At 69.5% G+C, this 21,385-nt stretch carries 18 protein-coding genes and 1 tRNA gene; 5 read left to right on the top strand and 14 right to left on the bottom strand.

All coding sequences use genetic code 11. The features are described 5' to 3' along the window. Nucleotides 1-25: 25 nt before the first annotated feature. The 3 genes from ACSQ9A_RS05170 (at nt 26) to ACSQ9A_RS05160 (ending at nt 6,068) form a co-directional block, all read left to right on the top strand. Nucleotides 26-1,918, top strand: coding sequence for an autotransporter assembly complex protein TamA (locus ACSQ9A_RS05170; protein ID WP_436302905.1), 1,893 nt, complete (start codon nt 26-28; stop codon nt 1,916-1,918). Nucleotide 1,919: 1 nt separating this feature from the next. After that, nucleotides 1,920-5,969 carry a translocation/assembly module TamB domain-containing protein gene (locus ACSQ9A_RS05165; RefSeq protein WP_436302904.1) on the top strand — a complete coding sequence of 1,350 codons (4,050 nt, stop codon included), beginning with the start codon at nt 1,920-1,922 and terminating at the stop codon, nt 5,967-5,969. A gap of 24 nt (nt 5,970-5,993) precedes the next feature. Continuing rightward, a tRNA-Arg gene (locus tag ACSQ9A_RS05160) sits at nt 5,994-6,068 on the top strand. A 1,026-nt stretch (nt 6,069-7,094) separates the two neighbouring features. Here the strand turns inward: ACSQ9A_RS05160 and ACSQ9A_RS05155 are convergent. Further along, nucleotides 7,095-7,385, bottom strand: coding sequence for a hypothetical protein (locus ACSQ9A_RS05155; RefSeq protein WP_436302903.1), 291 nt, complete (start codon nt 7,383-7,385; stop codon nt 7,095-7,097). A gap of 184 nt (nt 7,386-7,569) precedes the next feature. Between ACSQ9A_RS05155 and ACSQ9A_RS05150 the strand changes: the two genes are divergently transcribed. Then, nucleotides 7,570-8,640: an NUDIX domain-containing protein gene (locus ACSQ9A_RS05150; RefSeq protein ID WP_436302902.1), complete on the top strand. Its 1,071-nt coding sequence runs from the start codon at nt 7,570-7,572 to the stop codon at nt 8,638-8,640. Nucleotides 8,641-8,652: 12 nt separating this feature from the next. On the opposite strand, the gene ACSQ9A_RS05145 is transcribed toward ACSQ9A_RS05150, so the two are convergent. From ACSQ9A_RS05145 to ACSQ9A_RS05110, 8 genes are read right to left on the bottom strand one after another with little or no spacing between them, the layout of a single operon-like run. Further along, nucleotides 8,653-9,936, bottom strand: coding sequence for an MSMEG_0569 family flavin-dependent oxidoreductase (locus ACSQ9A_RS05145; protein WP_436302901.1), 1,284 nt, complete (start codon nt 9,934-9,936; stop codon nt 8,653-8,655). A 32-nt stretch (nt 9,937-9,968) separates the two neighbouring features. After that, a complete protein-coding gene (locus ACSQ9A_RS05140; RefSeq protein ID WP_436302900.1) occupies nt 9,969-10,253 on the bottom strand; it encodes an MSMEG_0570 family nitrogen starvation response protein in 285 nt (94 codons plus the stop codon). A gap of 13 nt (nt 10,254-10,266) precedes the next feature. After that, the gene (locus ACSQ9A_RS05135) at nt 10,267-11,439 is read right to left on the bottom strand and encodes an MSMEG_0565 family glycosyltransferase (protein ID WP_436302899.1); all 1,173 of its coding nucleotides are present in this window, start codon (nt 11,437-11,439) and stop codon (nt 10,267-10,269) included. Beyond that, the gene (locus tag ACSQ9A_RS05130) at nt 11,432-12,433 is read right to left on the bottom strand and encodes a sll0787 family AIR synthase-like protein (protein WP_436302898.1); all 1,002 of its coding nucleotides are present in this window, start codon (nt 12,431-12,433) and stop codon (nt 11,432-11,434) included. The genes ACSQ9A_RS05135 and ACSQ9A_RS05130 overlap by 8 nt, the downstream gene beginning before the upstream one ends. Continuing rightward, on the bottom strand, nt 12,430-12,990 hold the full coding sequence (locus ACSQ9A_RS05125; RefSeq protein ID WP_093109569.1) for an MSMEG_0567/Sll0786 family nitrogen starvation N-acetyltransferase: 561 nt from the start codon (nt 12,988-12,990) through the stop codon (nt 12,430-12,432). The genes ACSQ9A_RS05130 and ACSQ9A_RS05125 overlap by 4 nt, the downstream gene beginning before the upstream one ends. A gap of 2 nt (nt 12,991-12,992) precedes the next feature. Further along, on the bottom strand, nt 12,993-14,063 hold the full coding sequence (locus ACSQ9A_RS05120) for an MSMEG_0568 family radical SAM protein (RefSeq protein WP_436306256.1): 1,071 nt from the start codon (nt 14,061-14,063) through the stop codon (nt 12,993-12,995). Next, entirely contained in the window at nt 14,026-15,081 is a 1,056-nt protein-coding gene (locus ACSQ9A_RS05115) for a Nit6803 family nitrilase (RefSeq protein WP_436302897.1), read from the bottom strand. The genes ACSQ9A_RS05120 and ACSQ9A_RS05115 overlap by 38 nt, the downstream gene beginning before the upstream one ends. Before the next feature lie 14 nt (nt 15,082-15,095). After that, a complete protein-coding gene (locus tag ACSQ9A_RS05110; protein ID WP_436293751.1) occupies nt 15,096-15,578 on the bottom strand; it encodes an MSMEG_0572/Sll0783 family nitrogen starvation response protein in 483 nt (160 codons plus the stop codon). A gap of 346 nt (nt 15,579-15,924) precedes the next feature. Between ACSQ9A_RS05110 and ACSQ9A_RS05105 the strand changes: the two genes are divergently transcribed. Further along, a complete protein-coding gene (locus ACSQ9A_RS05105) occupies nt 15,925-17,316 on the top strand; it encodes a PLP-dependent aminotransferase family protein (RefSeq protein WP_093109565.1) in 1,392 nt (463 codons plus the stop codon). A 155-nt stretch (nt 17,317-17,471) separates the two neighbouring features. Here ACSQ9A_RS05105 and ACSQ9A_RS05100 read toward each other — a convergent pair whose 3' ends face one another. The 5 genes from ACSQ9A_RS05100 to ruvX are packed head-to-tail and all read right to left on the bottom strand — an operon-like array spanning nt 17,472 to nt 21,377. Further along, the gene (locus ACSQ9A_RS05100; protein WP_436302896.1) at nt 17,472-18,215 is read right to left on the bottom strand and encodes a lysophospholipid acyltransferase family protein; all 744 of its coding nucleotides are present in this window, start codon (nt 18,213-18,215) and stop codon (nt 17,472-17,474) included. An 18-nt stretch (nt 18,216-18,233) separates the two neighbouring features. Further along, nucleotides 18,234-19,505, bottom strand: a complete 1,272-nt coding sequence (locus ACSQ9A_RS05095; protein WP_436302895.1) for a dihydroorotase — start codon at nt 19,503-19,505, stop codon at nt 18,234-18,236. Then, nucleotides 19,502-20,464 (bottom strand): aspartate carbamoyltransferase catalytic subunit, encoded by a 963-nt coding sequence (locus ACSQ9A_RS05090; protein WP_093109562.1) that lies wholly within the window; start codon nt 20,462-20,464, stop codon nt 19,502-19,504. Before ACSQ9A_RS05090 ends, ACSQ9A_RS05095 begins: the two co-directional genes overlap by 4 nt. Then, nucleotides 20,464-20,958 carry a bifunctional pyr operon transcriptional regulator/uracil phosphoribosyltransferase PyrR gene (gene pyrR / locus ACSQ9A_RS05085; RefSeq protein WP_093109561.1) on the bottom strand — a complete coding sequence of 165 codons (495 nt, stop codon included), beginning with the start codon at nt 20,956-20,958 and terminating at the stop codon, nt 20,464-20,466. The genes ACSQ9A_RS05090 and pyrR overlap by 1 nt, the downstream gene beginning before the upstream one ends. Beyond that, nucleotides 20,955-21,377 carry a Holliday junction resolvase RuvX gene (gene ruvX, locus ACSQ9A_RS05080; protein WP_093109607.1) on the bottom strand — a complete coding sequence of 141 codons (423 nt, stop codon included), beginning with the start codon at nt 21,375-21,377 and terminating at the stop codon, nt 20,955-20,957. The genes pyrR and ruvX overlap by 4 nt, the downstream gene beginning before the upstream one ends. Nucleotides 21,378-21,385 lie beyond the last annotated feature (8 nt).

Here is a 21,385-nt window from a genome sequence, read left to right as displayed (position 1 = left end):
CTGCGCATGCTGTCAAAATGGCCGCATGCTCAGGGTGGTTCGCTCTCTCGCGCCGGCGTGGATGCCGGCGTTCTTTTGTGCAGGCACCCTTCTGTTGCAAGGGTGCAGCCTGCTGCCGAAGAGCGAGCCGGCGGAAACGCAAACTGCCGCGAGCCCGGTAACCAGCAGCGACAGGCCGGCATCGCAGCGCGATGCGTTCGCGGTGGAGGTGAAGGCGCCCGACACCGTGCGCGACTACCTCGTGCGCCACCTCGAAATCCAGCGCTACCGCCAGCTCGACGACCTCGGCGCGGCCGAACTCTCGCGCCTGATGGTGGCCGCCGAAGGGAACGCGCGCGAGCTGCTCGGCACCCTCGGCTACTTCACGCCCACGCTCACGCTGGAACTGCGCGAGACGCCTGAAGCCAAGGCGCCGCGCGAGGTGACGATCACGGTCGAGCCCGGCGAACTTACGCGCGTCGCCAACGTGCAGATCGGCTTCGGCGGGCCGATCGAGAGCGACGCCACGGCCGAGACCCAGCGCGACACGATCCGCACCGACTGGCCGCTGCGCGCCGGCCAACCCTTCACCCAGCTGGCCTGGGACAACGCCAAGGCCGCCACGCTGCGCAGTCTGACGGCCAAGCGTTTCCCCACCGGCAGCATCAGCGCGAGCCGCGCCGAAATCGACGCCGACCGCAGCGAGGCCAAGCTCAGCCTCAACTACCAGTCCGGCCCGGCCTACCGCTTCGGCCCGCTGGACGTGCGCGGCAGCGAGCGCTACGACGCCGACGGCACGCGCCGGATCGCGCGCATACCCACCGGCAGCGACTACGACCAGCAGAAGCTGCTCGATGCGCAGCAGCGCCTCGCGAGCAGCGGCTACTACGACTCCGTCTTCCTGACCCTCGACACCGACGGCACCAACCCGCTGTGGGCGCCGGTCATCGCCCAATTGCGCGAAGCGCCGCTGCAGAAAGTGGTGCTGGGCGTCGGCTTCACCACCGACAGCGGGCCGCGGCTGTCGATCGACCACATCCACAACCGCATGCCGCTGCTCGGCTGGCGCGCCGTCTCCAAGCTCTCGGTGGACCGCGAAACCAAGTCGCTGGGCACCGAGTGGAACGCGATCCCCGACGACAAGGGGTGGCGCTTGTTCGGCTCGGGTCTGCTGAAGAACGAAACCTCCGGCAGCTACAAGGTCGACAGCGGCCGGCTGCGCGGCGGACGCAGCAAAGCCGGCGACCACATCGACTTCAACTACTTCCTGCAGTACGACTACACGCAGAACCGCGGCATCGCCGCACCGCCGTCGGCCTCGGCGCTGAGCGTCAACTGGGGCTGGACCGGCCGCTACTTCGACAACGCGGGCGCACCGACGCGCGGCCACGGCCTGGCGCTGGAGCTCGGCCTCGGCTACACGCTGACCGGCGAGCACCTGCCCTTCACGCGCGTCTACGGGCGCTGGCTCGGCATCGTGCCGCTCGGCACCGTGAAGAGCGACGACGGGACTCAGGCCCGCAGCGGCCGCATCCAGCTGCGCGCCGAGGCCGGCGCCGTGGTGGCCCAGGATCGCGCGCAGATCCCCTCCACGCTGATGTACCTGACCGGCGGCGACACCACGGTGCGCGGCTACAGCTACCGCCAGATCGGCACCGTGCGCAGCGACGGCCAGATCGTCGCCGGCCGCTACCTCGGGGTCGCCAGCGTCGAATGGCAGCGCCCCTTCGTCTATCGCGGAAAGATGACCGAATGGGAGAGCACGGTGTTCGTCGATGCCGGTGCCGTGGCCGACAAGCCCGGCGAACTCAAGGCCAAGGTCGGCGTCGGCGTGGGCGCGCGCTGGCGCAGCCCGGTGGGACCGGTGCAGGCCGACCTGGCCTACGGCGTGGACACGAAGAGATTCAGGCTGCACCTGCGGCTGGGCTTCACCTTCTGAAATGCAGGAACAGACGCAGTCCCCCGCCCCGCCGCCGAAGCGCTCGCTCGGCCGCCGTGCGCTGCGCGCACTGGCCTGGAGCCTCCTCGGCCTGGTCGTGCTGGTGGCGGCGCTCACGGCCGGCGCCTGGTGGTGGCTGGGCTCGAACGAATCGCTGGCCTTCGCGCTCGCGCGCGCCGCGCGCTACCTGCCCGCGGGCCAGACACTGGAAAGCCGCGAAGTCACGGGCTCGCTGCGCGCGGGCGGGCGCATCGGCTGGCTGCGCTGGCAGAGCGAAGCGCTGGCGGTGGAAGTGCACGAGGCGAAGATCGGCTGGCAGTTGGCGCCGCTGCTGAAGCGCAAGGTGCAGCTCGGCGAAGTGCATGCGGCGCAGCTGCTCATCGAGCGTCGCGGCCCGGTCGACGACAAGCCGCTCGAGCCCCTGGAGCAGATCGTGCTGCCGGTCGAGGTCGAGCTGCCCTTCCGCATCGACGAACTGCGCTGGGCCGGCCCGCCCGCGCTGCAGGCCACCCAGCTGGCCGGCAGCTACCGCTATGCCGGCGCCGAGCATCAACTCGAGGTGAGCGGCGTGGACATCGCCGACGGCCACTACAGCGCGCGCGTCAAGCTGCAGGGTCCGGCGCCGATGGCAATCGATGCCGCGCTCGACGGCCGGGTGCGCGCCCCGCTGGCCGAGGACCGCGGCATCGACGTGCTGGCCCAGGCGACGGTGAAAGGCACGCTCGCCGGCGCCGATGCGCGGCTCGCGGTGGCGGCGCAACTGAAGCCGGCCGAAGACAGCACGGCGGCGCCGATGCAGGCGCAGCTCGACGCCCACATCGCGCCCTGGCTGCCGCAGCCCGTGATCGACGCCAAGGCCGATCTGCAGAACGTCGACTTGGCCCGCCTGTGGCCCGAGGCGCCGGCCACGCTGCTGAGCGGCAAGGTCGAGGCCGGCCCCGACGCAGGCAGCACAGGCGCCGCCACGGTCTGGCAGGCCAGCGCCGACATCCGCAACGCCGAGCCCGGCCCCTGGGACACCGGCAAGCTGCCCGTCGAGCGGATCGAGGCGCGCGCCAGCTTCGACGGCACGACCTGGACCCTGCCCCAGGCGACCGTGCGCGCCGGCGGCGGCCGCATCGAGGCCGAGGGCCGCTGGAGCCCCGCACCCGCGCCGTGGCAAGCGCGCGCGAAGGTGCGCAGCGTGCGTCCCGGCGCGCTGCATACCGAGCTTGCCGGCGCACCGGTGAGCGGCAGCATCAATGCCGAGCAGCGCGGCGAAGCGCTGATATTCGACGTGGCGCTGCAGGCCGAGGGCGGCGCCGGCAGCAAGGCGATGGAAGGCCTGCGCCTCGACCGCGCGCTGGCGCGCGGCCAGTGGCAGGCGCAGGTGCTGGAGCTGCGCACGCTGCGCATCGAGGCATCGAACGCCAGCGTCGAAGGCAAGCTGCAGGTGCGCGTCGCAGACCAGGCCGCGAGCGGCGACTTGAAGCTCGCGATGCCGGGCGGCGGCGCCCAGGTGCAAGGCCGCATCGCGCCGGCCAGCGGCGGCGGCGAGATCAAGGCCCAGGTCGACGATGCGGCCGCGCTGCAGGCCTGGGTCGAGCGCCTGCCCGGGCTCTCGGCCGTGTTCGCAGGCATGACGGCGCAAGGCAGCGCGCGGCTCGATGCCAGTTGGCAAGGCGGCTGGCAAGCCGTGCAGCGGCGCCTGCAGAACGCCAGCGAACCGGCGCCGCGCGGCTCGGCCGAGCCCACGCTGAAAGCCAACCTGTCCGTGCCGCGCCTGGACCTGCGTCTGGCGCAGCCCGCCAACGGGCCCGCGACCACCGTGCTGCTGCGCGAGCTGCGCGCCGAACTCGCCGGCAGCCTGGCGCAGGCCACGCTGGACTTGAAGGGCGAGGCCCGCAGCGGCACGCAGAAGTTCACGCTCGACACCCGCGCCAGCGGCGGCCTGGAGCGGGCGAAGCAGTGGCGCGTCGCGGTCGCCAGCTTGCGCGCGCAGATGCAGGACAGCGCCGCCGCCAGCACCGGCCCCTGGACCGTGGAGCTGAGCCGCGCCGTCAGCGCCACCCTGCGCAGCGGCACGGCGGACCGCCTCGACGTGGAGGCCTCCGCCGCGGCCGCCACGCTGCGCGGACCGGCGCCCGGCACCCTGCGCATCGAGTGGGAACCCCTGCGCTACAGCCACAGCGGCGGCGCCTCCAACCGCGCCTTCCGCCTGCAATCGAAGGGCCGCCTGCAGGGCCTGCCGATGGCCTGGGCCGAGGCGCTGGGCGGTGGCGCCGCGCTGGCCGAGGTCGGCATCAGCGGCGACCTGCTGTTCGACGGCGACTGGGACATCGATGCCGGCGATGCGCTGCGCGCGCGCGCCCGGCTCAGGCGCGAAAGCGGCGACATCCGCGTGCAGGCCGGCGAGGCCGCGCTGGTCACGCGCATCACGAGCCGCGGCACCGGCAGCGCGAGCGAACGCAGCATGAACGCGGCGGGCGATGGCCCGAGCACGCCGGCCGGCCTGCGCCAGGCCGAGCTGCGGCTCGATGCCGAGGGCGATACCGTGCGCGCCGGCCTGGCCTGGGACAGCGAGCGCGCCGGCCAGATCAACGCCGAAGCCAGCACGCGCGTGCAGCAGCGCGCGGGCGGCTGGCAATGGGCGGCCGATGCGCCGCTGGCCGGCCGCGTGACGGCGCGCCTGCCCAATCTCGGCGTCTGGTCAATGCTGGCGCCGCCGGGCTGGCGCGTGGCCGGCACGCTGGAGGCCGACGCCGCACTCTCTGGCAATCGCGCGCTGCCGCGCTGGAACGGCACGCTCGGCGCCGACAAGCTCGCGCTGCGCGCGCTGGTCGAGGGGCTGGACCTGCGCGACGGGCGCCTGCGCGCGAAGCTCACCGGCGAGCGCATCGAGATCACCGAGTTCACGCTCAAGGGCGGCACCGGCAGCAGCGCGCGCATCCCGGGCCAGAGCGGCAACCTCAGCACTGCGGCCAGCGAGGCCGCGAGCGATGGCGGCACGCTCTCGGCACGCGGCGAGCTCAGCTGGGGCGCGGCGCCGGCCGCCGGCACCGGCATCCGCATGGCCATGCAAGCCCAGCTGCGCGCGCTGCGCATGCTGGTGCGCAGCGACCGCCAGGTCACGCTCTCGGGCGACCTGCAAGCGCGGCTCGACGGCGGCCAGTTCAGCGTGCGCGGCAACCTCAAGACCGACCGCGCCGTCGTCATCCTGCCCGACGAGACCGCGCCCGGCCTCGGCAGCGACGTGGTGGTGCGCTCGGCCGCCAAGGACCGCGAGGCCGCCGAAGCCGCCCGGCGCCAGGCGGTGCGCGACGATGCGCAGGTGGCCAAGGCGCAGACCGCGAAGCCGCCCGACATCGCGGTCAACTTCGATCTCGGCGACGATTTCGCGGTGCAGGGGCGCGGCCTCACCACGCGGCTGGAGGGCAAGCTCGACATCCGCAGCACCGCGTTGAACGCGCCGCCGCGCATCACGGGCGAAGTCAGGACCGTCAAGGGCCAGTACCGCGCCTACGGCCAGCGGCTGGACGTGGAAACCGGCGTGGCGCGCTTCAACGGCCCCTTCGACAATCCGGCACTCGACATCCTCGCGATCCGGCCCAACATCTCGCAGCGCGCCGGCGTCCAGATCAGAGGCACCGCACAGACGCCACGCGTGCGGCTGTATTCCGAGCCCACGCTGTCGGACGCGGAGACGCTGTCGTGGGTGGTGCTGGGCCGCGCCTCGGCCACCAGCGGCGGCGAATCGGTGCTGCTGCAGCAGGCCGCGCTGGCCTTGCTGGGCGGGCTCGGCAAGGGCGGCACCGGCGGCGGGCTCGCGAGCCGCTTCGGCCTCGACGAAATCGGCTTCAAGGGCCCGGGCAGCGGCGGCGACCTGCGCGAATCGGCCGTCACGGTGGGCAAGCGCATCTCCCAGGATTTCTACGTCACCTACGAGCGCAGCCTCTCGGGCACCCTCGGCTCGCTGTTCGTCTTCTACGACCTGACCCGTCGCCTGACCCTGCGCGGCCAGGCCGGCCAGCAGAGCGGGATCGACCTGATCTACACGGTGAAGTACGACTGAACTGGTAAAGTCGCCATCGCCTTCGTCCTCGTAGTTCAATGGATAGAACGGGGTCCTCCTAAGACTCAGATACAGGTTCGATTCCTGTCGAGGGCACCAGTAAGTTGTTGATTTGATTGATATCGTTTGACGGCCGGGACAAGCGCGGGGCGACGCCCCGCGTGCAAGTGAAGCTGAGTCGCTTGGTCTGATGCCCTCGCAGTTCGGGGCCACGCAAGCCTACGAAGCGTGCGCATTCGGGTGGCCGACAGGCGGGCTTTTTTATGCCCGCGCGTTGGAATTCGCGACAGCCGCCGGCATCGAGGAACCGCCCGTAAAGGGCGGGCGCCGAAGCAACCTCTACCAGCGCCGACTGACTGTCAGTTCCAAGCGTAGGGCGGCAAACTTAAGCCGGGCTTAGGAAGCCGCCTAATTCTCCAAGGGCGCGTCGAGCCACTGGGGAGCACGTGAACTTACTTTTTAAGGTCATTCACCTGTGGAAGCCATCGCGGCTGCGACCTAATATTCGATCATGGAACCAAATCGAGACCCCTCCGAGGTTTTCGAAGAGCTGGCTGTGATGGCTGGCCTCCTGAAGGCTGGTGAACCGGTCCCGCCCGCTGTGCGGACCTTTGCTGAATGTGTAGTCACCGAGTGCGCTGCGCTCGGCGATGGCTATGGCACCGAAGATGGGACCGCAGGGGACCAGATACGGGCCAGCTTTCTTGAGTAGCGACCCTCGTCTGTAAGAGGCTGTGGGGCGCCTTCACCAAGCTTCAGGACGGCCTTGAGCGGTCCTGACGGCCGGGGGGAGACTGGCGCGCCGGATCGGCGAGGCGCTCGCCGCTGAGGTCTACTCAGTGCTGCGCCCACAGGGGCTGGGGGAGATATGCCATGTCCCTTTTCTTTGCAGCCGCCGAAGCCTTGATCGCCGACTATCTGAACGGACGCACCTTGCCGGAGGCCGTGCACAAGGCTGTAGTGCTTGCGGCCCGAACACGACTGCTCCACGGGGAGGAGCCCGTCCTTGACGAGGCGCTTTGCAGTGACATTGACCGCGAGGCGAGTGAACCGATTCCGTCATCGGCTAAGCGAATCCGAGCGGGTCTCTAACCGGCCCGAAGCCTGTCGAGGGGCACTTGCCGACTAGGCAGAGCGGTGGTGGCGAATGTCCAGCCAATCCAGCAGCGTCGTGATGGTCAGGCCGGCGAATGACGCAACTTCCACGACCAGCGCCACAACGACAGCCAGCAGCTGCGGGTCGGGCAGATCGAACTCGAGGAGATCCAAGAGTGAACGCTCTGGCGGAGGGGCTATGGGCGGAGGTGGAAAGACAATCTCAACCCCGACCAAGCTGGACAGCGAGATCGTCGCCAGCAGGAACATCCAGGCAAACAACCGTTGAAGTCTCTTGCACATCTCTGCTGGTGACCCCATGTCGCTTTGTCCTTTCCAACCCCAGTTCGGCCGTATCGCCTCATCCGACAAGGGCGCGCTGGCTATTGCATCTGAGAGTACGCCTTAAGTATTCATGACTCCATAGGCGCTTTGTCATGACACACATGGCTGCAATGCACCGGGGCACCGCGGAGGCGACAGCAGCGGCTGCCAGAATTCGCTCATGACCGCCCACCCCGCAGCACACGACCTCGCCGTCCTCATCGGCCGCTTCCAGCCCTTCCACAACGCCCACCAGGCCCTGCTGAAGAAGGCGCTCGAAGCGGCGCCGCGCGTGGCGGTGGTGATCGGCTCCGCCTTCCAGGCGCGTTCGCCGAAGAACCCCTTCAGCTGGCAGGAGCGCGCGGAGATGCTCCGCCTTGCACTGCCGGGGGCCGACCGCGAGCGCGTGCTCTTCGTGCCGATGCGTGACCACTTCGACGACGAGCGCTGGTTCGCCGAGGTGCGGCAGGAGATCGATGCGGCGCTCTCCGCGCAAGGTGCATCCCTGCCCTCGTCGACCGTGCTGATCGGCCACGTCAAGGACGCCACGCGCGACTACCTCCACGGCTTCGAAGGCTGGACGCTGCAAGCGGTGGAGCGCGTTCACACCGCGAGTGCGAACGCGGTGCGCGCCGCGATCTTCGGCAACGCGAAGGACGCGCCGCAAACGCTGGCCCGCGCCGTGCCGGCGAGCACTCTCGCCTTCCTGCACGCATGGATGGCCGCGCCGCTGTTCGGCCAGCTTGCGCAGGAGTGGGAGATCCTCCGACAGCACGACGAGTCATGGGCCGCATCGCCTTACCCGGTGGTGCTGGTCACGGTCGATTGCGTCGTGAAATGCCGCGACCACGCGCTGCTGATCCGCCGCGGCCATGCGCCGGGCAAGGGCCTGGCCGCGGTGCCGGGCGGCTTTCTCGAACAGCGCGAGACCACGCTGCAGTCCGCGCTGCGCGAACTCGAGGAAGAAACGCACCTCGATCTTCCGGCCGCCACGCTGCTCGCCTGCCTGGCCAGCACCGAGGTCTTCGACCGCCCCGATCGCAGCCAGCGCGGCCGCACCATCACCCACGGGCATTTCTTCGATCTGGGCGATCGCGAGCTGCCGGCGGTGCGCGCGGACGACGACGCCGAGGCCGTCGAGTGGGTGCCGATCGGCGAACTGTGCGCGCGCGAAGAGCAGTTCCTGGACGACCACTTCCAGATGCTCGATCACTTCCTCGGGCTGCTGCCCCGGCCGGCCGCGCTGGCCTGAGCCTTCTTCGCTTCAGGCGAGCGCTTCGGCCGCGAGCGGCGTGCTCGCGCGCCCGCGCTGCAGGGCTTCGATCTGCTCGGCCAGGTAGAGCACATCGCGCGCCACGCCGGAGAAACGACCCGAGCCCCAGGTGTGCAGCCACGGCAGTCCGAGGAAATAGAGCCCGGCCTGCTGCGTCACGCCGCGCAGGTGCATCGGCTCGCCGCGCCCGTTGAACACCGGCGCATCGACCCAGGCGAAGTCGGGCAGGAAGCCGATGCACCACAGCACGCTCGTGATGCCCGACGCGCGCAGACCCAGCGTGGTCCGTTCCTCGGCGGGCTCCCACACCGGCACGTAAGGAACGCCCGGCGGCGCATCGATGCCGTTGCCGGCGATGAACTTGTCGATCGACGCATTGATGCTGTTGAAGACCTGGTCCGCATGATCCAGGTGCTCGCGCAGGTTGGGCTGGAACTGCAGCAGGTCGCCGTCGAGCCCGGTCAACAGGCCGTAGAGCTCCATGCCCTCCAGCGCGAAGCGGCGCAGGTCGATGTCGCGCCCGCCGTCGCGGCCGGTCACGTAGTGGTTGGTGTTGTCGCGCACGCCTTCGCGCAGCGGATGCTCGGTGACCGGCATGTCGTAGTAGTTCATGTCGGCCAGCCAGTCGACCACGTCCTTGCCGCGGTAGAAGCGCGCGCAGCGCGGCGCATTGCCGGTGGCCAGGAACACCTTGCGGCCGGCGAGGTGCAGGTCTTCGGCGATCTGCGCGCCCGACTGCCCGCAACCCACCACCAGCACCGCGCCCTCGGGCAGCTGCGCCGGATTGCGGTACTGCGCCGAGTGGTACTGCACCACCGACGAGGGCACGCGCTCGGCCATGCGCGGCACCACCGGCTTGTGGTAGCCGCCGGAGGCCACCACCACCTGGTCGGCGCTGAAGCGGCCGGCGCTGGTCTCGACCGTGAAGCGATCCGCCTCGCCGGCGCGCGAGACCTTGTCGACGCTCACGCCTTCGAGCGCGGGCGCCTGCACCTGCTCGACGAAGCCGGCCAGCCAGGCATTGAGCTCGTCCTTGACCATGAAGCCGTGCGGATCGCTGCCGGTGTAGGACCAGCCGGGCAGATTGCACTGCCAGTTGGGCGTGACCAGGCAGAAGGAATCCCAGCGCTGCGTGCGCCAGGTGTGGACCAGGCTGCGCTTCTCGATCACCAGGTGTTCGATGGCGCGCTGCTGCAGGCAGTGACTCATCGCGAGGCCGGCCTGGCCGCCGCCGACGATGATGACGCTGTAGTGGGTGCTTGAAGTGGTGGGCATGTGGGGCATCTCGAAAAGGAGGCGAAGAGAAGTCAATCGAAGGCGATCACGGTGACCTGCGCATCGGGCTCGTCGCCGAAGCGCAGGGCGATGGCCTCGATCTCGGCGAGCTGGTCCATCGCCTGCGAACAGGCGAAGCCGTACTTGGCGCGCACCCGCTCGGAAGCGATGACCAGCGCCTCGCGCACGCGGGCCACGAAATCGCCGAGCGCGTAGCGCTGGCCGGGGATCAGGTAGTCCTGCACCACGAGCGAAGGCGAATAGCAGCGCGTCTCGCTCTGGTCGGGCCAGCGCACGTTGAAATGCATGACGGGCATGGTGTTTCTCCCTTCAACGGCGTCGGTAGAGCGCGACATGGCGCTCTGCGCTCGTGGCCCAACTGAAACGGCGGGCAAGACGTTCAGAGGACCGGGCAATCCGATCGGGTGATGCACTGTCCAATGCGGCCGCGATCGCGCGGGCGATGGATTCCGGGTCGAGGGGATCGGCCCAGCTGCAGTCCTCCGCGTCCAGATACTCGGTGAAGGGCGCGATGCGCGAGACCACGACCGGCACGCCGCTGGCCAGCGCCTCGAGCACGACCAGGCCGAAGCCTTCGCGCACCGAGGGCATCGCCACCGCGTCGGCCAGCCGATAGAGGCCGGGCATCCCGGCATCGGCCAGCGGGCCGGTGATCAGGAGCGGCTGAAGAGGGCCGGTCGGCAGCTCGGCGGCCCGCACCAGCGCGGCGAAGTCGTGCGCGTACTTCGCGTGGTCCAGCAGGCTCGCGCCGCCGGCCACCACGAGCTGGAGATCGGGCCGCGTGGCGCGCAGCCGGATGAAGGCCTGCAGCAGGCGCAGCGTGTTCTTGCGTTCCTCGACGCCGCCCACGGCGAGCAGCACCGGCGCATCCGTGCGAATGCCGAGCCTGCGCGCCAGCGCCGCATCGCCCGCTTCGGGCACGGGCGTGAAGCGCCGGGTGTCGATGCCGTTCCATACCTCCGATGCGTCGATGCCGTGCTGCTTCGCCAGCACCTCGTGCCACTGGCGGCTCAGGCAGAACACCTGGCTGGCTTCGGTGACCGAGCGCTGCTGCCAGCGCATCAGCTGCGCGTCAGCGAAATCGTCGAGATGGTGCACGGTGCGCACGAAGCCGTCGATCAGTCCGCGTTCGCGCAGGGTGGCCAGCGCGTTGCCGCCGATGCCGTCGTGGCAGTGCAGCACGTCGAAGCGGGTGTGCTGCAGCAAGGCCGAGAGGTGCGAGACATAGGCCTCGATGCGCTGGCCGACCATCTCCACCATGTTGCGCGACGCGCCGGCGACCGGCACCAGTTCGGTGGCGCAACGCACGGGCCGGAAGAAGTTCTGGCCCGGTGCGGCCGGCGCCATCACCGTGACCTGGTGGCCGGCATCGTGCAGGGCATGGGCGAGCTCGATCGTGTGCACCACGCCGCCGCGCGGGTTGACCGAATGCGTGAGCAGGCCGATCTTCAGCGGCGCCTGCGTGCGGCCTTCGTCACGCATGGAGCACCTGCGCATCGGCAGCCTCGCAGATGAAGGCGTCGCGGTTCAGGTCCCAGAACAGTTCGCGCTCGGCGCCCTGCTTGAGCACCAGCGTGCGCGTGTCGTTGACGTCGCCCACCACGGCACAGGCGAGGTCGCGCGCGGCAAAGCGGGCCAGCACGCCGGCAAGCTTCTCGGGGCGCACGCTGAGGATGAAGCCGTAACTGGGGAAGGAGCTCAGCCAGCGCAGCAGGGGCACGCCGGCGGGACGCGGCATAGCGTCCAGGTCGATCACTGCGCCGGCCTGCGAGCATTCGAGCAGCATCAGCGCCGTGCCCACGGCACCGGCCATGCTGATGTCCTTGGCGGCATCGCAAAGGCCCGCTTCCGCCAGCTGCGGCAGCAGCTCCAGATCGCCGCGCAGCCGCGCGGCCGGAGCGCGGGTCGATGCGTTCCAGTAGGGGAAGGGCTCCTCGTAGGCGCCGCGCAGATCGACGGCCATCACGAGCTGGTCGCCGGGGCGCGCGGAGAAGCTGGTCAGCAGCTTCCGCGCGCGGCCCAGGATCGCCACCGCCAATTGCGGGCGCGTGCTGCGATTGTTGCTGTGGCCGCCGACGATCGGCGCCGCGTATTTCGCCGAGGCCTCGGCCATGCCCTTGAGCATCTGGTCCGCCGGGTCCATGCCGGCGCTCCAAAGCGCATCGACGACAGCCGTCGGCCGGCCGCCCATCGCGTAGATGTCGCTCACGTTGACCATCACCGCGCAGTAGCCCGCGAACCAGGGCATGCGTTCGATGAAGTCCTCGACCAGGCCTTCGATGGCGAAGAGCAGATAGCCGCCCTGGCCGTCGGGAATGGCCGCGCAGTCGTCGCCCAGCGGCACCACCTGCGACAGGTCGGCAGCGCCGCCCGGCAGCGCCTGGCCGAGCGCCGACACGATATCGGAGATATCGCGCTTGTGCGCGAAGCCGCGGCTCGCGCGCAGCTCGGCAACGATCTCGGCCAGGCTTGTCATGCGGTGCCCTTGCGACGCGACACGAAACCGCTCACGGCATCGTGGCAAGGCGGATAGAAATCCAGCTCCGCCTGCATCTCGGTGTGCGGCCGACCGTGGATGGCCAGTTCGCCGAGCGAGCGCCAGTGCAGCTTGTGGAAGAGCGCCACGTTCTGCGACTGCACATGCGCAAGAAAAGTCTCGCAGCCCTGCGCATGCGCGCGCGACACGGCCAGCCGGATCAGCGTCGCGCCCAGGTGCCCCTGGCTGCGGAACGAGGGATGCACCGCCAGCCGCGAGCCCCACCAGAGGCCCGGCGCCGCTTCGTGGATGCGCACCGTGCCCACCACCTGGTCGGGCATGCCGCCGAGGCAGGACATGGCCACCAGCAGCTGGGCCTGCGCATCGATCGCATCGCGGTCGTCGCCGGCGAAGATGCCTTGCTCGATGCAGAAGACGGCGCGGCGCAAGGCATGCGCCTCGTCGCGCTCCCAGGCCTGCGCGGCCTCGCGCACGAGGAACTCGACCGGCGCGTACTGCAAGGCCGGTTCGACGACGTCATCGAGGATGCAGGGCATGTTCAGCTTTCGTAGACCGACAGCGACGAGCAGGCGCCGCACTTGCCGCAGCCGGCCTTGATGTCGCTGGACCGGAGATTGGCTTCGCCCAAGCTGCGGCCGAGCGATTGCAGGATCGATTTCATGAACTCCGGCGAGGGCGCAGGATGGTCTTCCAGCGGCGTCCCGCTGATCGGCACGAAGGGCACCACGAAGGGATAGACGCCGAGCACCAGCAGGCGGTCGCAGATCTCCAGGATCGCTTCGCGCGTGTCGCCCAGCCCGGCCAGGATGTAGGTGCTGACCTGCCCCCGGCCGAACACGCCGACCGCCGCCTCGAAGGCGCTCATGTAGCGCGCGACCGGCACGCTGGCCTTGCCAGGCATCACGCGCTCGCGCACTTCGGGCGTCACCACTTCGAGGTGCATGCCCAGCGAGTCGATGCCCGCGGCCTTCATGCGATGGAACCACTGGTCGTCGTCGGGCGGCTCGCACTGGCCCTGGATCGGAATGTCCACCGCCGCCTTGATCGCGAAGGCGCTCTCGCAGAGGATCTGCGCGCCGCGGTCGGTGGCGTTCGGCGTTCCGGTGGTCAGCACCATGTGCTTGACGCCATCGAGCAGCACCGCGGCGCGCGCGACCTCGGCCAGCTGTTCGGGCGTCTTGCGCGCGATGGTCCGACCCGCCGCGAGCGACTGGCCGATCGCACAGAACTTGCAGCTCTTCTTGCGGCTCTCGTAGCGGATGCAGGTCTGCAGCACGGTGGTGGCCAGCACGTCCGAGCCGTGCAGCGTCGCGATGTGCGAGTACGGCACGCCGTCGAAGGTCTGCATGGCATAGAAGCGCGGCTGCTTCGGAAAGCTGATGCGCGCGATCGGGATGCTGCCGCGCGTGAGGGTGCTGCGGCCTTCCGCATCCGGCGCCTGCGCCGTGAACGGCGAGTTCCACGCGCTCGAGGTGTGGACCGGCACCATGATCGTGTGGCCGTCGACTGTGACGGCCTTGTGGTCCGACGGCCCCGCGCCGCCGCGGCGGCTGGCCGCGCCGGCGCCCGGATCAGCCAGCCGCAAGCCGAAGGACTGCAGCTCGGTCATCAGTTGCCGGCTCGATGGGGTTTCGCTCGTGGTCATGGCGGGTGCTCCCGGTGTCGTTGAATGAAGTGCCCGATGCGGGCGTGCCGTGCATGGGCTGCGTGGTCGTGGCGGGGCGGTCGTTCAGCGCCAGGCTAAGGAGCTCGGGCCGCGCGTAGTGGCCGACCGAATCCATCATTCGCTTGCGCTTGGCAATCAAGGCCATGTCGAGATCGGCGATCACCATGCCCTCGCCCTCGGTGAGCGGCGGCGCCAGGTGCTTGCCTTCGGGCGAGACAATGGCCGTGTGGCAGCCGCCGCGCAGCGCCTTCTGCAGGCCTTCGTCGGGCGTGACGGCGCGGATCTGTTCGTCGGCCAACCAGCCCGTGGCATTGACCACGAAGCAGCCCGACTCCAGGGCGTGATGGCGGATCGTGACCTCCATCTGCTCCGCGAAGATCGGCCCGACCAGCGAGCCGGGGAACTGCGCGCAGTGGATCTCTTCGTGCTGCGCCATCAGGCTGTAGCGCGCCAGCGGGTTGTAGTGCTCCCAGCAGGCCAGCGCGCCGACGCGGCCGACCCGCGTGTCGACCACCTTGAGCCCGGCGCCGTCGCCCTGGCCCCAGATCATGCGTTCGTGGTATGTCGGCGTGATCTTGCGGCGCTTGAGCGCAAGGCGGCCGTCGGCGTCGAAGACGAGCTGCGTGTTGTAGAGGCTGCCGTGGTCGCGCTCGTTCACGCCCAGCACCACGACCACGCCGCGCGCCCTGGCCCGTTCGGCCACCGCGTCCGTCACCGGGCCCGGCACCACGACCGCCCGCTCCATCAGCCGCAGATGGGCCGGGCCCTGCTGTACCGGCGGCTGCACGAAGGAGAAGTACGGGTAGTAGGGCACGAAGGTCTCGGGGAAGACCGCGAGCTGCGCGCCTTTGGCCGCGGCTTCGTCGATGGCCTCGCGGACCTTATTGACTGTGCCGTCGGGGTTCTCGAAATCGGGCGCGATCTGAATCGCAGCGGCCCGGACGATGCGTGGTGTCGACATGGCAGCGCCCCGGTTCACAGCGTCCAGGTGTCCAAAATAAAGGCGTTGGCCTTGCGATGCAGCAGGATGATGTCGAGCACGTCGAGCGGATTGATCGGCGTGATGCCCGGGATCAGCGCGCCTTCGCCATGGCCGTACAGCGCCTGCAGCGCGAAGCGGCAGGCGTAGACCTTGCCGCCCTCTTCCATGAACTTGGTGATCTGCTTGTTGAAGTTCTGGTGGCCCGGAAAAGCTTCGTCGCCGAGCGTCGGAAAGCCGCGCTGCACGCCCAGCGTGACGCCGGGGCCGTACAGCAGGATGGAAGTCTCGAAGCCCTTGCGCTTGAGGCGCGTGGCCTGCAGCAGGTTGACGAAGCCGATCGAGCCTTCGAAGGCGACCGTGTGGAAGGTGACGAGCGCTTTCTCGCCCGCTTCGGCCTTCACGTCTTCGAAGACTTTTTCTTCGTAGTCGACGAGGTGTTCGCCGGCGGCGTTCGCGGGTTTGAGGACTTTGGGCATGAGGTACTCCGGTAGAGGAAAAGACGTTGATCGGTGGGTTGCGCGCCCTTCGATTTCGCACGCTCTGTGCCACTGGCCGGCGGCCTGTTTGCGATCAAGTCGCGATCAACGAGAAGCGGTGCGGCCTGGGGCCCGGCAAAAAAATTCCTAGGCCCGCCAAAGGGCCGCCGGACGAGGTTCAGGTGGCCGCTTTTGCACTCGATTGAGGCACCCGCCATGCAATCAATGCACCCGATCAATGGACCTGCATGCACGCGATCAATGCATCCGGGCCAGAGAAGCCCGGCACGCTTCATGCGTCGAATGTGCTGCGCCCATGCAATCAACCCATGCGATCAACCACCCCATGAGCAAGACCACCCAGCAATGGCAAAAGCGCCTGGAGAGCAGCAACAAGCCGGCCTACCTGCTGCTGGCCGACCTGATCGCCGACGACATCCGCACCGGCCGCCTGATCGCGCGCGACAAGCTGCCCACGCTGCGCGACCTGGCGGCCGATCTGCATCTCAACTACACGACCGTTGCACGCGGCTATGCAGAGGCGCGCAAGCGCGGGCTGATCGATTCGCGCTCGGGCACCGGCACCTTCATCCGCGGCGGCAGCCCGAGCCTTCCACTGCGCGGCGGTGGCGGCGCCGAAATGACGATGAACCTGCCGCCCGAGCCGCAGGATGCGGCGCTGCTGGAACGAATGAGCGAGAGCGCCGGCCGCGTCATGGCCGAAGCCGGCATGTACGAACTGCTGCGCTATCAGGACTTCGGCGGCACGGCGCGCGACCGCGAAGCCGGCATGCAGTGGATCCGGCCCCGCGTTCCCGATTGCCGGCTGGACCAGATCCTCGTGTGCCCCGGCATCCACAGCGTGCTCACCGCGCTGTTCTCGCAGCTCGCGCGACCGGGCGAGCTGATCTGCGTGGAAGCGCTGACCTACCCCGGCGTGAAGGCGATCGCGACCCAGCTCGGCATCCAGCTGCATGCCCTGCCGCTCGACGAGGAGGGGCCGATGGGCGAGTCCTTCGAGCATGCCTGCAAGACGCTGCGACCGAAGGCGCTGTACTGCAACCCCACGCTCAACAACCCGACCACGGCCACCATGTCGCGCGCACGCCGCGAGGCGCTGGCCGACATCGCGCTGCGCTACGCCATTCCGATCATCGAGGACGACGCCTACGCGATGCTGCCGCGGCAGGTGCCGCCCGCCATCGCCACCCTGGCGCCGGAACTGACCTACTACATCACCGGCTTCTCGAAGACCCTGGGCGCGGGCCTGCGCAGCGCCTACGTGCGCTCCCCCGGCGCGCGGCAGTCGCAGCGGCTGGCCGGCGCGATGCGCGCGACCACCGTGATGTCATCGCCCATCACGAACGCGCTGACCACGCTGTGGGTGGAAGACGGCACGGCCGACGCCATGCTGCAGGCCATCCGCGCCGAGTCCACCGTCCGGCAGGCCCTGGCCAGCCGGCACCTGGGCGCGCACGGCATCGCCGCGCAGAGCGAGGGCTTCCATCTGTGGCTGCCGCTTTCCTCCGCCTGGAGCCCTGTCGAGTTCGCTTCCTACCTGCGCACGCAGAACGTCGGCGTGGTCGCCAGCGCGGCCTTCTCCACCGACGGCACCCCGCCGGAGGCGGTGCGCATCTGCCTCGGCGGGCCGATGTCGCGGGAGGCGTGCGACCACGCGCTGCGCCTGATCGCCGACACGCTGGCCCATCCGCTGCATCCGCACGCCACGGTGATGTAGCGCCCTGTAGGCCAACGCCCACGTGCGCGCATTGCCTTCTCCGGCAGGGCGGGAGGGGGGCGACGGCTAACCTGCTTGCACATTTCAGTTCCTCCTCCCGGCGCTACGGCGCCGTTGCACAGCGCCCAACGGGGCGCTGTTTTTTTGCTGGCTGCTCAGTGCGTCTGGCGGCGCAGCGCCTGCACGTCGGCATGCAGCGAAAGCGCCCAGGCGCGGCGATCGCGGCCCCAGGCAGGCTGGGGCTCGCCGAAGCGCACGATCGCCAGCAGCGGCGGCGCCTTCAGCACCTGCCACAGCGAGCTGGCCAGGTTGTCGTCGTCGATGTAGCGCGGCGCCTGGCTGGTTTCGCCGGTGGTGGCATCGGCAAAACGCAGCGCGATGGGCTGCACCGGCGCGCCCGAGGAGATGGCGGCCTGCAGCAGGTTGGCGTGGAAGGGCAGCACGCTGCTGCCGTCGCTGGTGGTGCCCTCGGGGAACACCGCGATCAGGTCGCCGTTCTTCAGCGCCTCGGTCATGTGGTGCACCACGCGCAGCGCATCGCGGCGGCGTTCGCGCTCGATATACAGAGAGCCGGCACCGTTCGACAGCGTGCCGATCAGCGGCCAGTACTGCACGTTCGCCTTGGAGACGAAACGCACGTGGCGCGCCGCGTGGATGGCGAGGATGTCGAGCCACGAGAGGTGGTTGCTCACCATCAGCACCGGCCCGTGGGTCGGCGGCGTGCCCTGCACCACGAGGCGGATGCCCATCAGGGTCAGCATGCGCTCGGCCCACTGCTGCACGCGCTGCTCGCGCTCCGCGGGCGAGAGCTTGTGGAATTGGCTGCGGATGGTCCACCAGCCGACATGCGCGTGAGCCAGGGCGCGCACCAGCTTCAGGAAGGCGGACAGGGCCTGCATCGCGCGGTGTTCCCCCGGTCAGCCGTGGACCAGCCGTCCGCCCACCAGCGTGAAGCGCGCCTGCCCGCGCAGCGCGTAGCCGCCGAAGGGCGTGTGCTTGCCCTGGCTGCGCAGCGCCTCGGGCCGTACCTGCCATTCGAGCGCGGGATCGACGACGCAGAGGTCGGCGGCCAGGCCCGGCGACAGCCGGCCCGCTTCCTCGACGCCGATCAGCTTTGCCGGCGCCGCGCTCACGACCTCGATCGCGCGCGCCAGTCCGGCGCCGCTCTGCTCGCCCCATTGCAAGGCCAGCGGCAGCAGCAGTTCGAGCCCCGTCGCGCCCGGCTCGCTTTCGGCGAAAGGCAGGGTCTTGGCATCGGCCTCCACCGGCGTGTGGTCGGACACCAGCGCGTCGATGGTGCCGTCGGCCAGCCCGGCGGAAAGCGCATCGCGGTCGCGCTGCTGGCGCAGCGGCGGGTTGAGCCGCGCGCGGCTGTCGAAGTAGCCGATGTCGGTGTCGGCCAGGTGCAGCGAGTTGATGCTGACGTCGCAGCTGAGCGGCAGGCCTTCGGCCTTGGCGGTGCGCACCAGGGCCACGCCGGCCGCGCTCGACAGGCGGCACAGGTGCACACGCGCGCCGGTGCTGCGCATGAGTTCGACGATGGTGAAGATCGCGATCGTTTCGGCCGCGACCGGCACGCCGGCCAAGCCGAGCCGCGTGGCGAGCGGGCCGCTGGCGGCCACGCCCTTGCCCAGGTCGCGGTCCTGCGGGCGCAGCCACACGGTGTAGCCGAAGGTGCTGGCGTAGAGCAACGCGCGCTGCAGCACCTGCGTGTTGCCCAGCGGGATGTCGGCCTGGCCGAAGCCGATGCAACCGGCCTCGGTGAGCTCGGCCATTTCGGTGAGCACTTCACCGGCGAGGCCGCGCGTGAGCGCGCCGAGCGGGAACAGGCGCGCGCTCTGCATCTTCTCGGCGCGGAACTTGAGCATCTCGACCAGGCCGGGCTCGTCGAGCACGGGGTCGGTGTCGGGCGGGCAGACCAGGCTGGTGACGCCGCCGGCCACCGCCGCGGCCATCTCGCTTTCGAGCATGCCTTCGTGCTCGTAGCCGGGTTCGCGCAGCCGCGCGGCCAGGTCGACCAGGCCGGGCACGACGAGGCAGCCCTGGGCATCGAGCGTGCGGTCGGCGCGGAAGTCGGCGGGTGTGCTGCCGATGGCGAGCACCTTGCCGTCGGCGATGGCCACGTCGGCCTGGCGGTCGATGCCCGACGCAGGATCGATGACGCGCCCATTGGTGATCAGGATTTTCATGCTTCGTTTCCGGCGACGATGCTCATCACGGCCATGCGCACCGCGATGCCGAATGTGACCTGCGGCAGGATCACGCTCTGCCGGCCGTCGACCACGGCCGAGTCGATCTCGACGCCGCGGTTGATCGGCCCCGGATGCATCACGATCGCATCGGGCTTGGCGAGCTGCAGCTTCTCGGGCGTGAGGCCGTAGGTCTTGAAGAATTCCTGCGACGAAGGCAGCAGCGCGCCGCTCATGCGCTCGTTCTGCAGCCGCAGCATGATGATCACGTCGCAGTCCTTGATGCCTTCCTCGAGCGTGTGGCACACGCGCACGCCCATCTGCGCCATATCGCCCGGCACCAGCGTCTTGGGGCCGACCACGCGCACCTCGGCGCAGCCCAGCGTGGTGAGGCCGTGGATGTCGGAGCGCGCCACGCGCGAGTGCAACACGTCGCCGACGATCGCCACCGTGAGGTTGGAAAAGTCCTTCTTGTAATGGCGGATCGTGTACATGTCGAGCAGCCCCTGCGTCGGGTGCGCGTGGCGGCCGTCGCCGGCATTCACCACGTGCACGTGCGGGGCGACATGTTGCGCGATCAGGTAGGGCGCACCCGATTCGCTGTGGCGCACCACGAACAGGTCGGCCGCCATCGCGCTCAGGTTGGCGATGGTGTCGAGCAGCGATTCGCCCTTGGTCGCCGACGAGCGCGCGATGTCGAGGTTGATGACGTCGGCCGACAGCCGCTTGGCCGCGATCTCGAAGGTAGTGCGGGTGCGCGTCGAGTTCTCGAAGAAGAGGTTGAACACGCTCTTGCCGCGCAGTAGCGGCACCTTCTTCACCTCGCGGTCGCTCACGCTGGTGAAGTTGGCGGCGGTGTCGAGGATGTGGGTGACGATGTCCTTCGGCAGACCCTCGATCGAGAGCAGGTGGATCAGCTCGCCGTTCTTGTTGAGTTGGGGGTTGCGTTTATAGAGCATCAGGCTTTTTCCACTTTGAAGCTGAATACGCCTTTGTCGTCATGCGCGAGGGCGAGCGATTGCTCGGCGGGTAGCTCGAGCTTGGCCGCGGCGAAGTCGGCCGCCACCGGCAGCTCGCGCCCGCCGCGGTCGACCAGCACCGCCAGCCGCACGCAGGCTGGCCGGCCGAAGTCGAACAGCTCGTTGAGCACCGCGCGCAGGGTGCGGCCGGTGTAGAGCACGTCGTCGAGCAGCAGCACGTCGGCGCCATTGACGTCGAAGGGCAGATGTGTCTGCGCGCTCGCGGCCAGGCCCCGGCGCGCGAAGTCGTCGCGGTGCATGGCCGAGGAGATGGTGCCGGGCGCGCCCGGCAGCCCCAAGTCCTTCTGCAGCCGCTCGACCAGCCAGGCACCGCCGGAGGTGATGCCGACCGGTCGGGTGTCGGGCCGCATCAGGGATTTCACGCCGCGCAGCAGCTCGAGGTAGAGCGCTTCGGCGTCGGGAATGGAGTTCACGGAAGGCTCCTCAGGAACTGTTCAAGAATGATGCAGGCCGACGCGGCATCGGCATCGCGCGCACCCGAGGCCAGCGCCTCGGTTGTGCTGTAGCGCTCGTCGACCTCGTAGACGGGCAGCCCGAAGCGGCCTCTCAGCTGGCGGGCGAAGCGCTGGGCGGCCCGGGTGTTGTCGTGCGGCGCGCCGTCGGGGTGGTAGGGAACGCCGACCACCAGAGCGTCGGGCTGCCACTCGCGGATGCGGGCTTCGACCTGGGCAAAGCGTGCGTCGCCCTCGGCCTTGATGGTGGCTTGCGGCGTGGCGCTCTTCAACAGCCGGTTGCCGCTCGCAACACCGGTGCGCTTCTGCCCGAAGTCGAAGGCCAGGAAGCTTTGGAAATGGGAGGGAACGGAAGCAGGAGGGGCAGCGCTGTCAGGCATCGCCAAAA

Source organism: Variovorax sp. LjRoot290, assembly GCF_964253985.1.
Classification (GTDB): Bacteria; Pseudomonadota; Gammaproteobacteria; order Burkholderiales; family Burkholderiaceae_C; genus Variovorax.
Note: the sequence above shows the minus strand (reverse complement) of the source record. Positions and strands in the feature narration are given on the sequence as shown.

Excerpts from the sequence above, each read along its gene's own strand:
- ACSQ9A_RS05100 (WP_436302896.1), bottom strand. The coding sequence starts at position 18,215 with ATGCAGGCCCTGTCCGCCTTCCTGAAGCTGGTGCGCGCCCTGGCTCAC.
- ACSQ9A_RS05095 (WP_436302895.1), bottom strand. The coding sequence starts at position 19,505 with ATGAAAATCCTGATCACCAATGGGCGCGTCATCGATCCTGCGTCGGGC.
- ACSQ9A_RS05115 (WP_436302897.1), bottom strand. The coding sequence starts at position 15,081 with ATGTCGACACCACGCATCGTCCGGGCCGCTGCGATTCAGATCGCGCCC.
- ACSQ9A_RS05135 (WP_436302899.1), bottom strand. The coding sequence starts at position 11,439 with ATGCGTGACGAAGGCCGCACGCAGGCGCCGCTGAAGATCGGCCTGCTC.
- ACSQ9A_RS05170 (WP_436302905.1), top strand. The coding sequence starts at position 26 with ATGCTCAGGGTGGTTCGCTCTCTCGCGCCGGCGTGGATGCCGGCGTTC.
- ruvX (WP_093109607.1), bottom strand. The coding sequence starts at position 21,377 with ATGCCTGACAGCGCTGCCCCTCCTGCTTCCGTTCCCTCCCATTTCCAA.
- ACSQ9A_RS05120 (WP_436306256.1), bottom strand. The coding sequence starts at position 14,063 with ATGACCGAGCTGCAGTCCTTCGGCTTGCGGCTGGCTGATCCGGGCGCC.
- ACSQ9A_RS05090 (WP_093109562.1), bottom strand. The coding sequence starts at position 20,464 with ATGCTCTATAAACGCAACCCCCAACTCAACAAGAACGGCGAGCTGATC.
- ACSQ9A_RS05145 (WP_436302901.1), bottom strand. The coding sequence starts at position 9,936 with ATGCCCACCACTTCAAGCACCCACTACAGCGTCATCATCGTCGGCGGC.
- ACSQ9A_RS05150 (WP_436302902.1), top strand. The coding sequence starts at position 7,570 with ATGACCGCCCACCCCGCAGCACACGACCTCGCCGTCCTCATCGGCCGC.
- ACSQ9A_RS05110 (WP_436293751.1), bottom strand. The coding sequence starts at position 15,578 with ATGCCCAAAGTCCTCAAACCCGCGAACGCCGCCGGCGAACACCTCGTC.
- ACSQ9A_RS05165 (WP_436302904.1), top strand. The coding sequence starts at position 1,920 with ATGCAGGAACAGACGCAGTCCCCCGCCCCGCCGCCGAAGCGCTCGCTC.
- ACSQ9A_RS05125 (WP_093109569.1), bottom strand. The coding sequence starts at position 12,990 with ATGCCCTGCATCCTCGATGACGTCGTCGAACCGGCCTTGCAGTACGCG.
- ACSQ9A_RS05155 (WP_436302903.1), bottom strand. The coding sequence starts at position 7,385 with ATGGGGTCACCAGCAGAGATGTGCAAGAGACTTCAACGGTTGTTTGCC.
- ACSQ9A_RS05105 (WP_093109565.1), top strand. The coding sequence starts at position 15,925 with ATGAGCAAGACCACCCAGCAATGGCAAAAGCGCCTGGAGAGCAGCAAC.
- ACSQ9A_RS05140 (WP_436302900.1), bottom strand. The coding sequence starts at position 10,253 with ATGCCCGTCATGCATTTCAACGTGCGCTGGCCCGACCAGAGCGAGACG.
- ACSQ9A_RS05130 (WP_436302898.1), bottom strand. The coding sequence starts at position 12,433 with ATGACAAGCCTGGCCGAGATCGTTGCCGAGCTGCGCGCGAGCCGCGGC.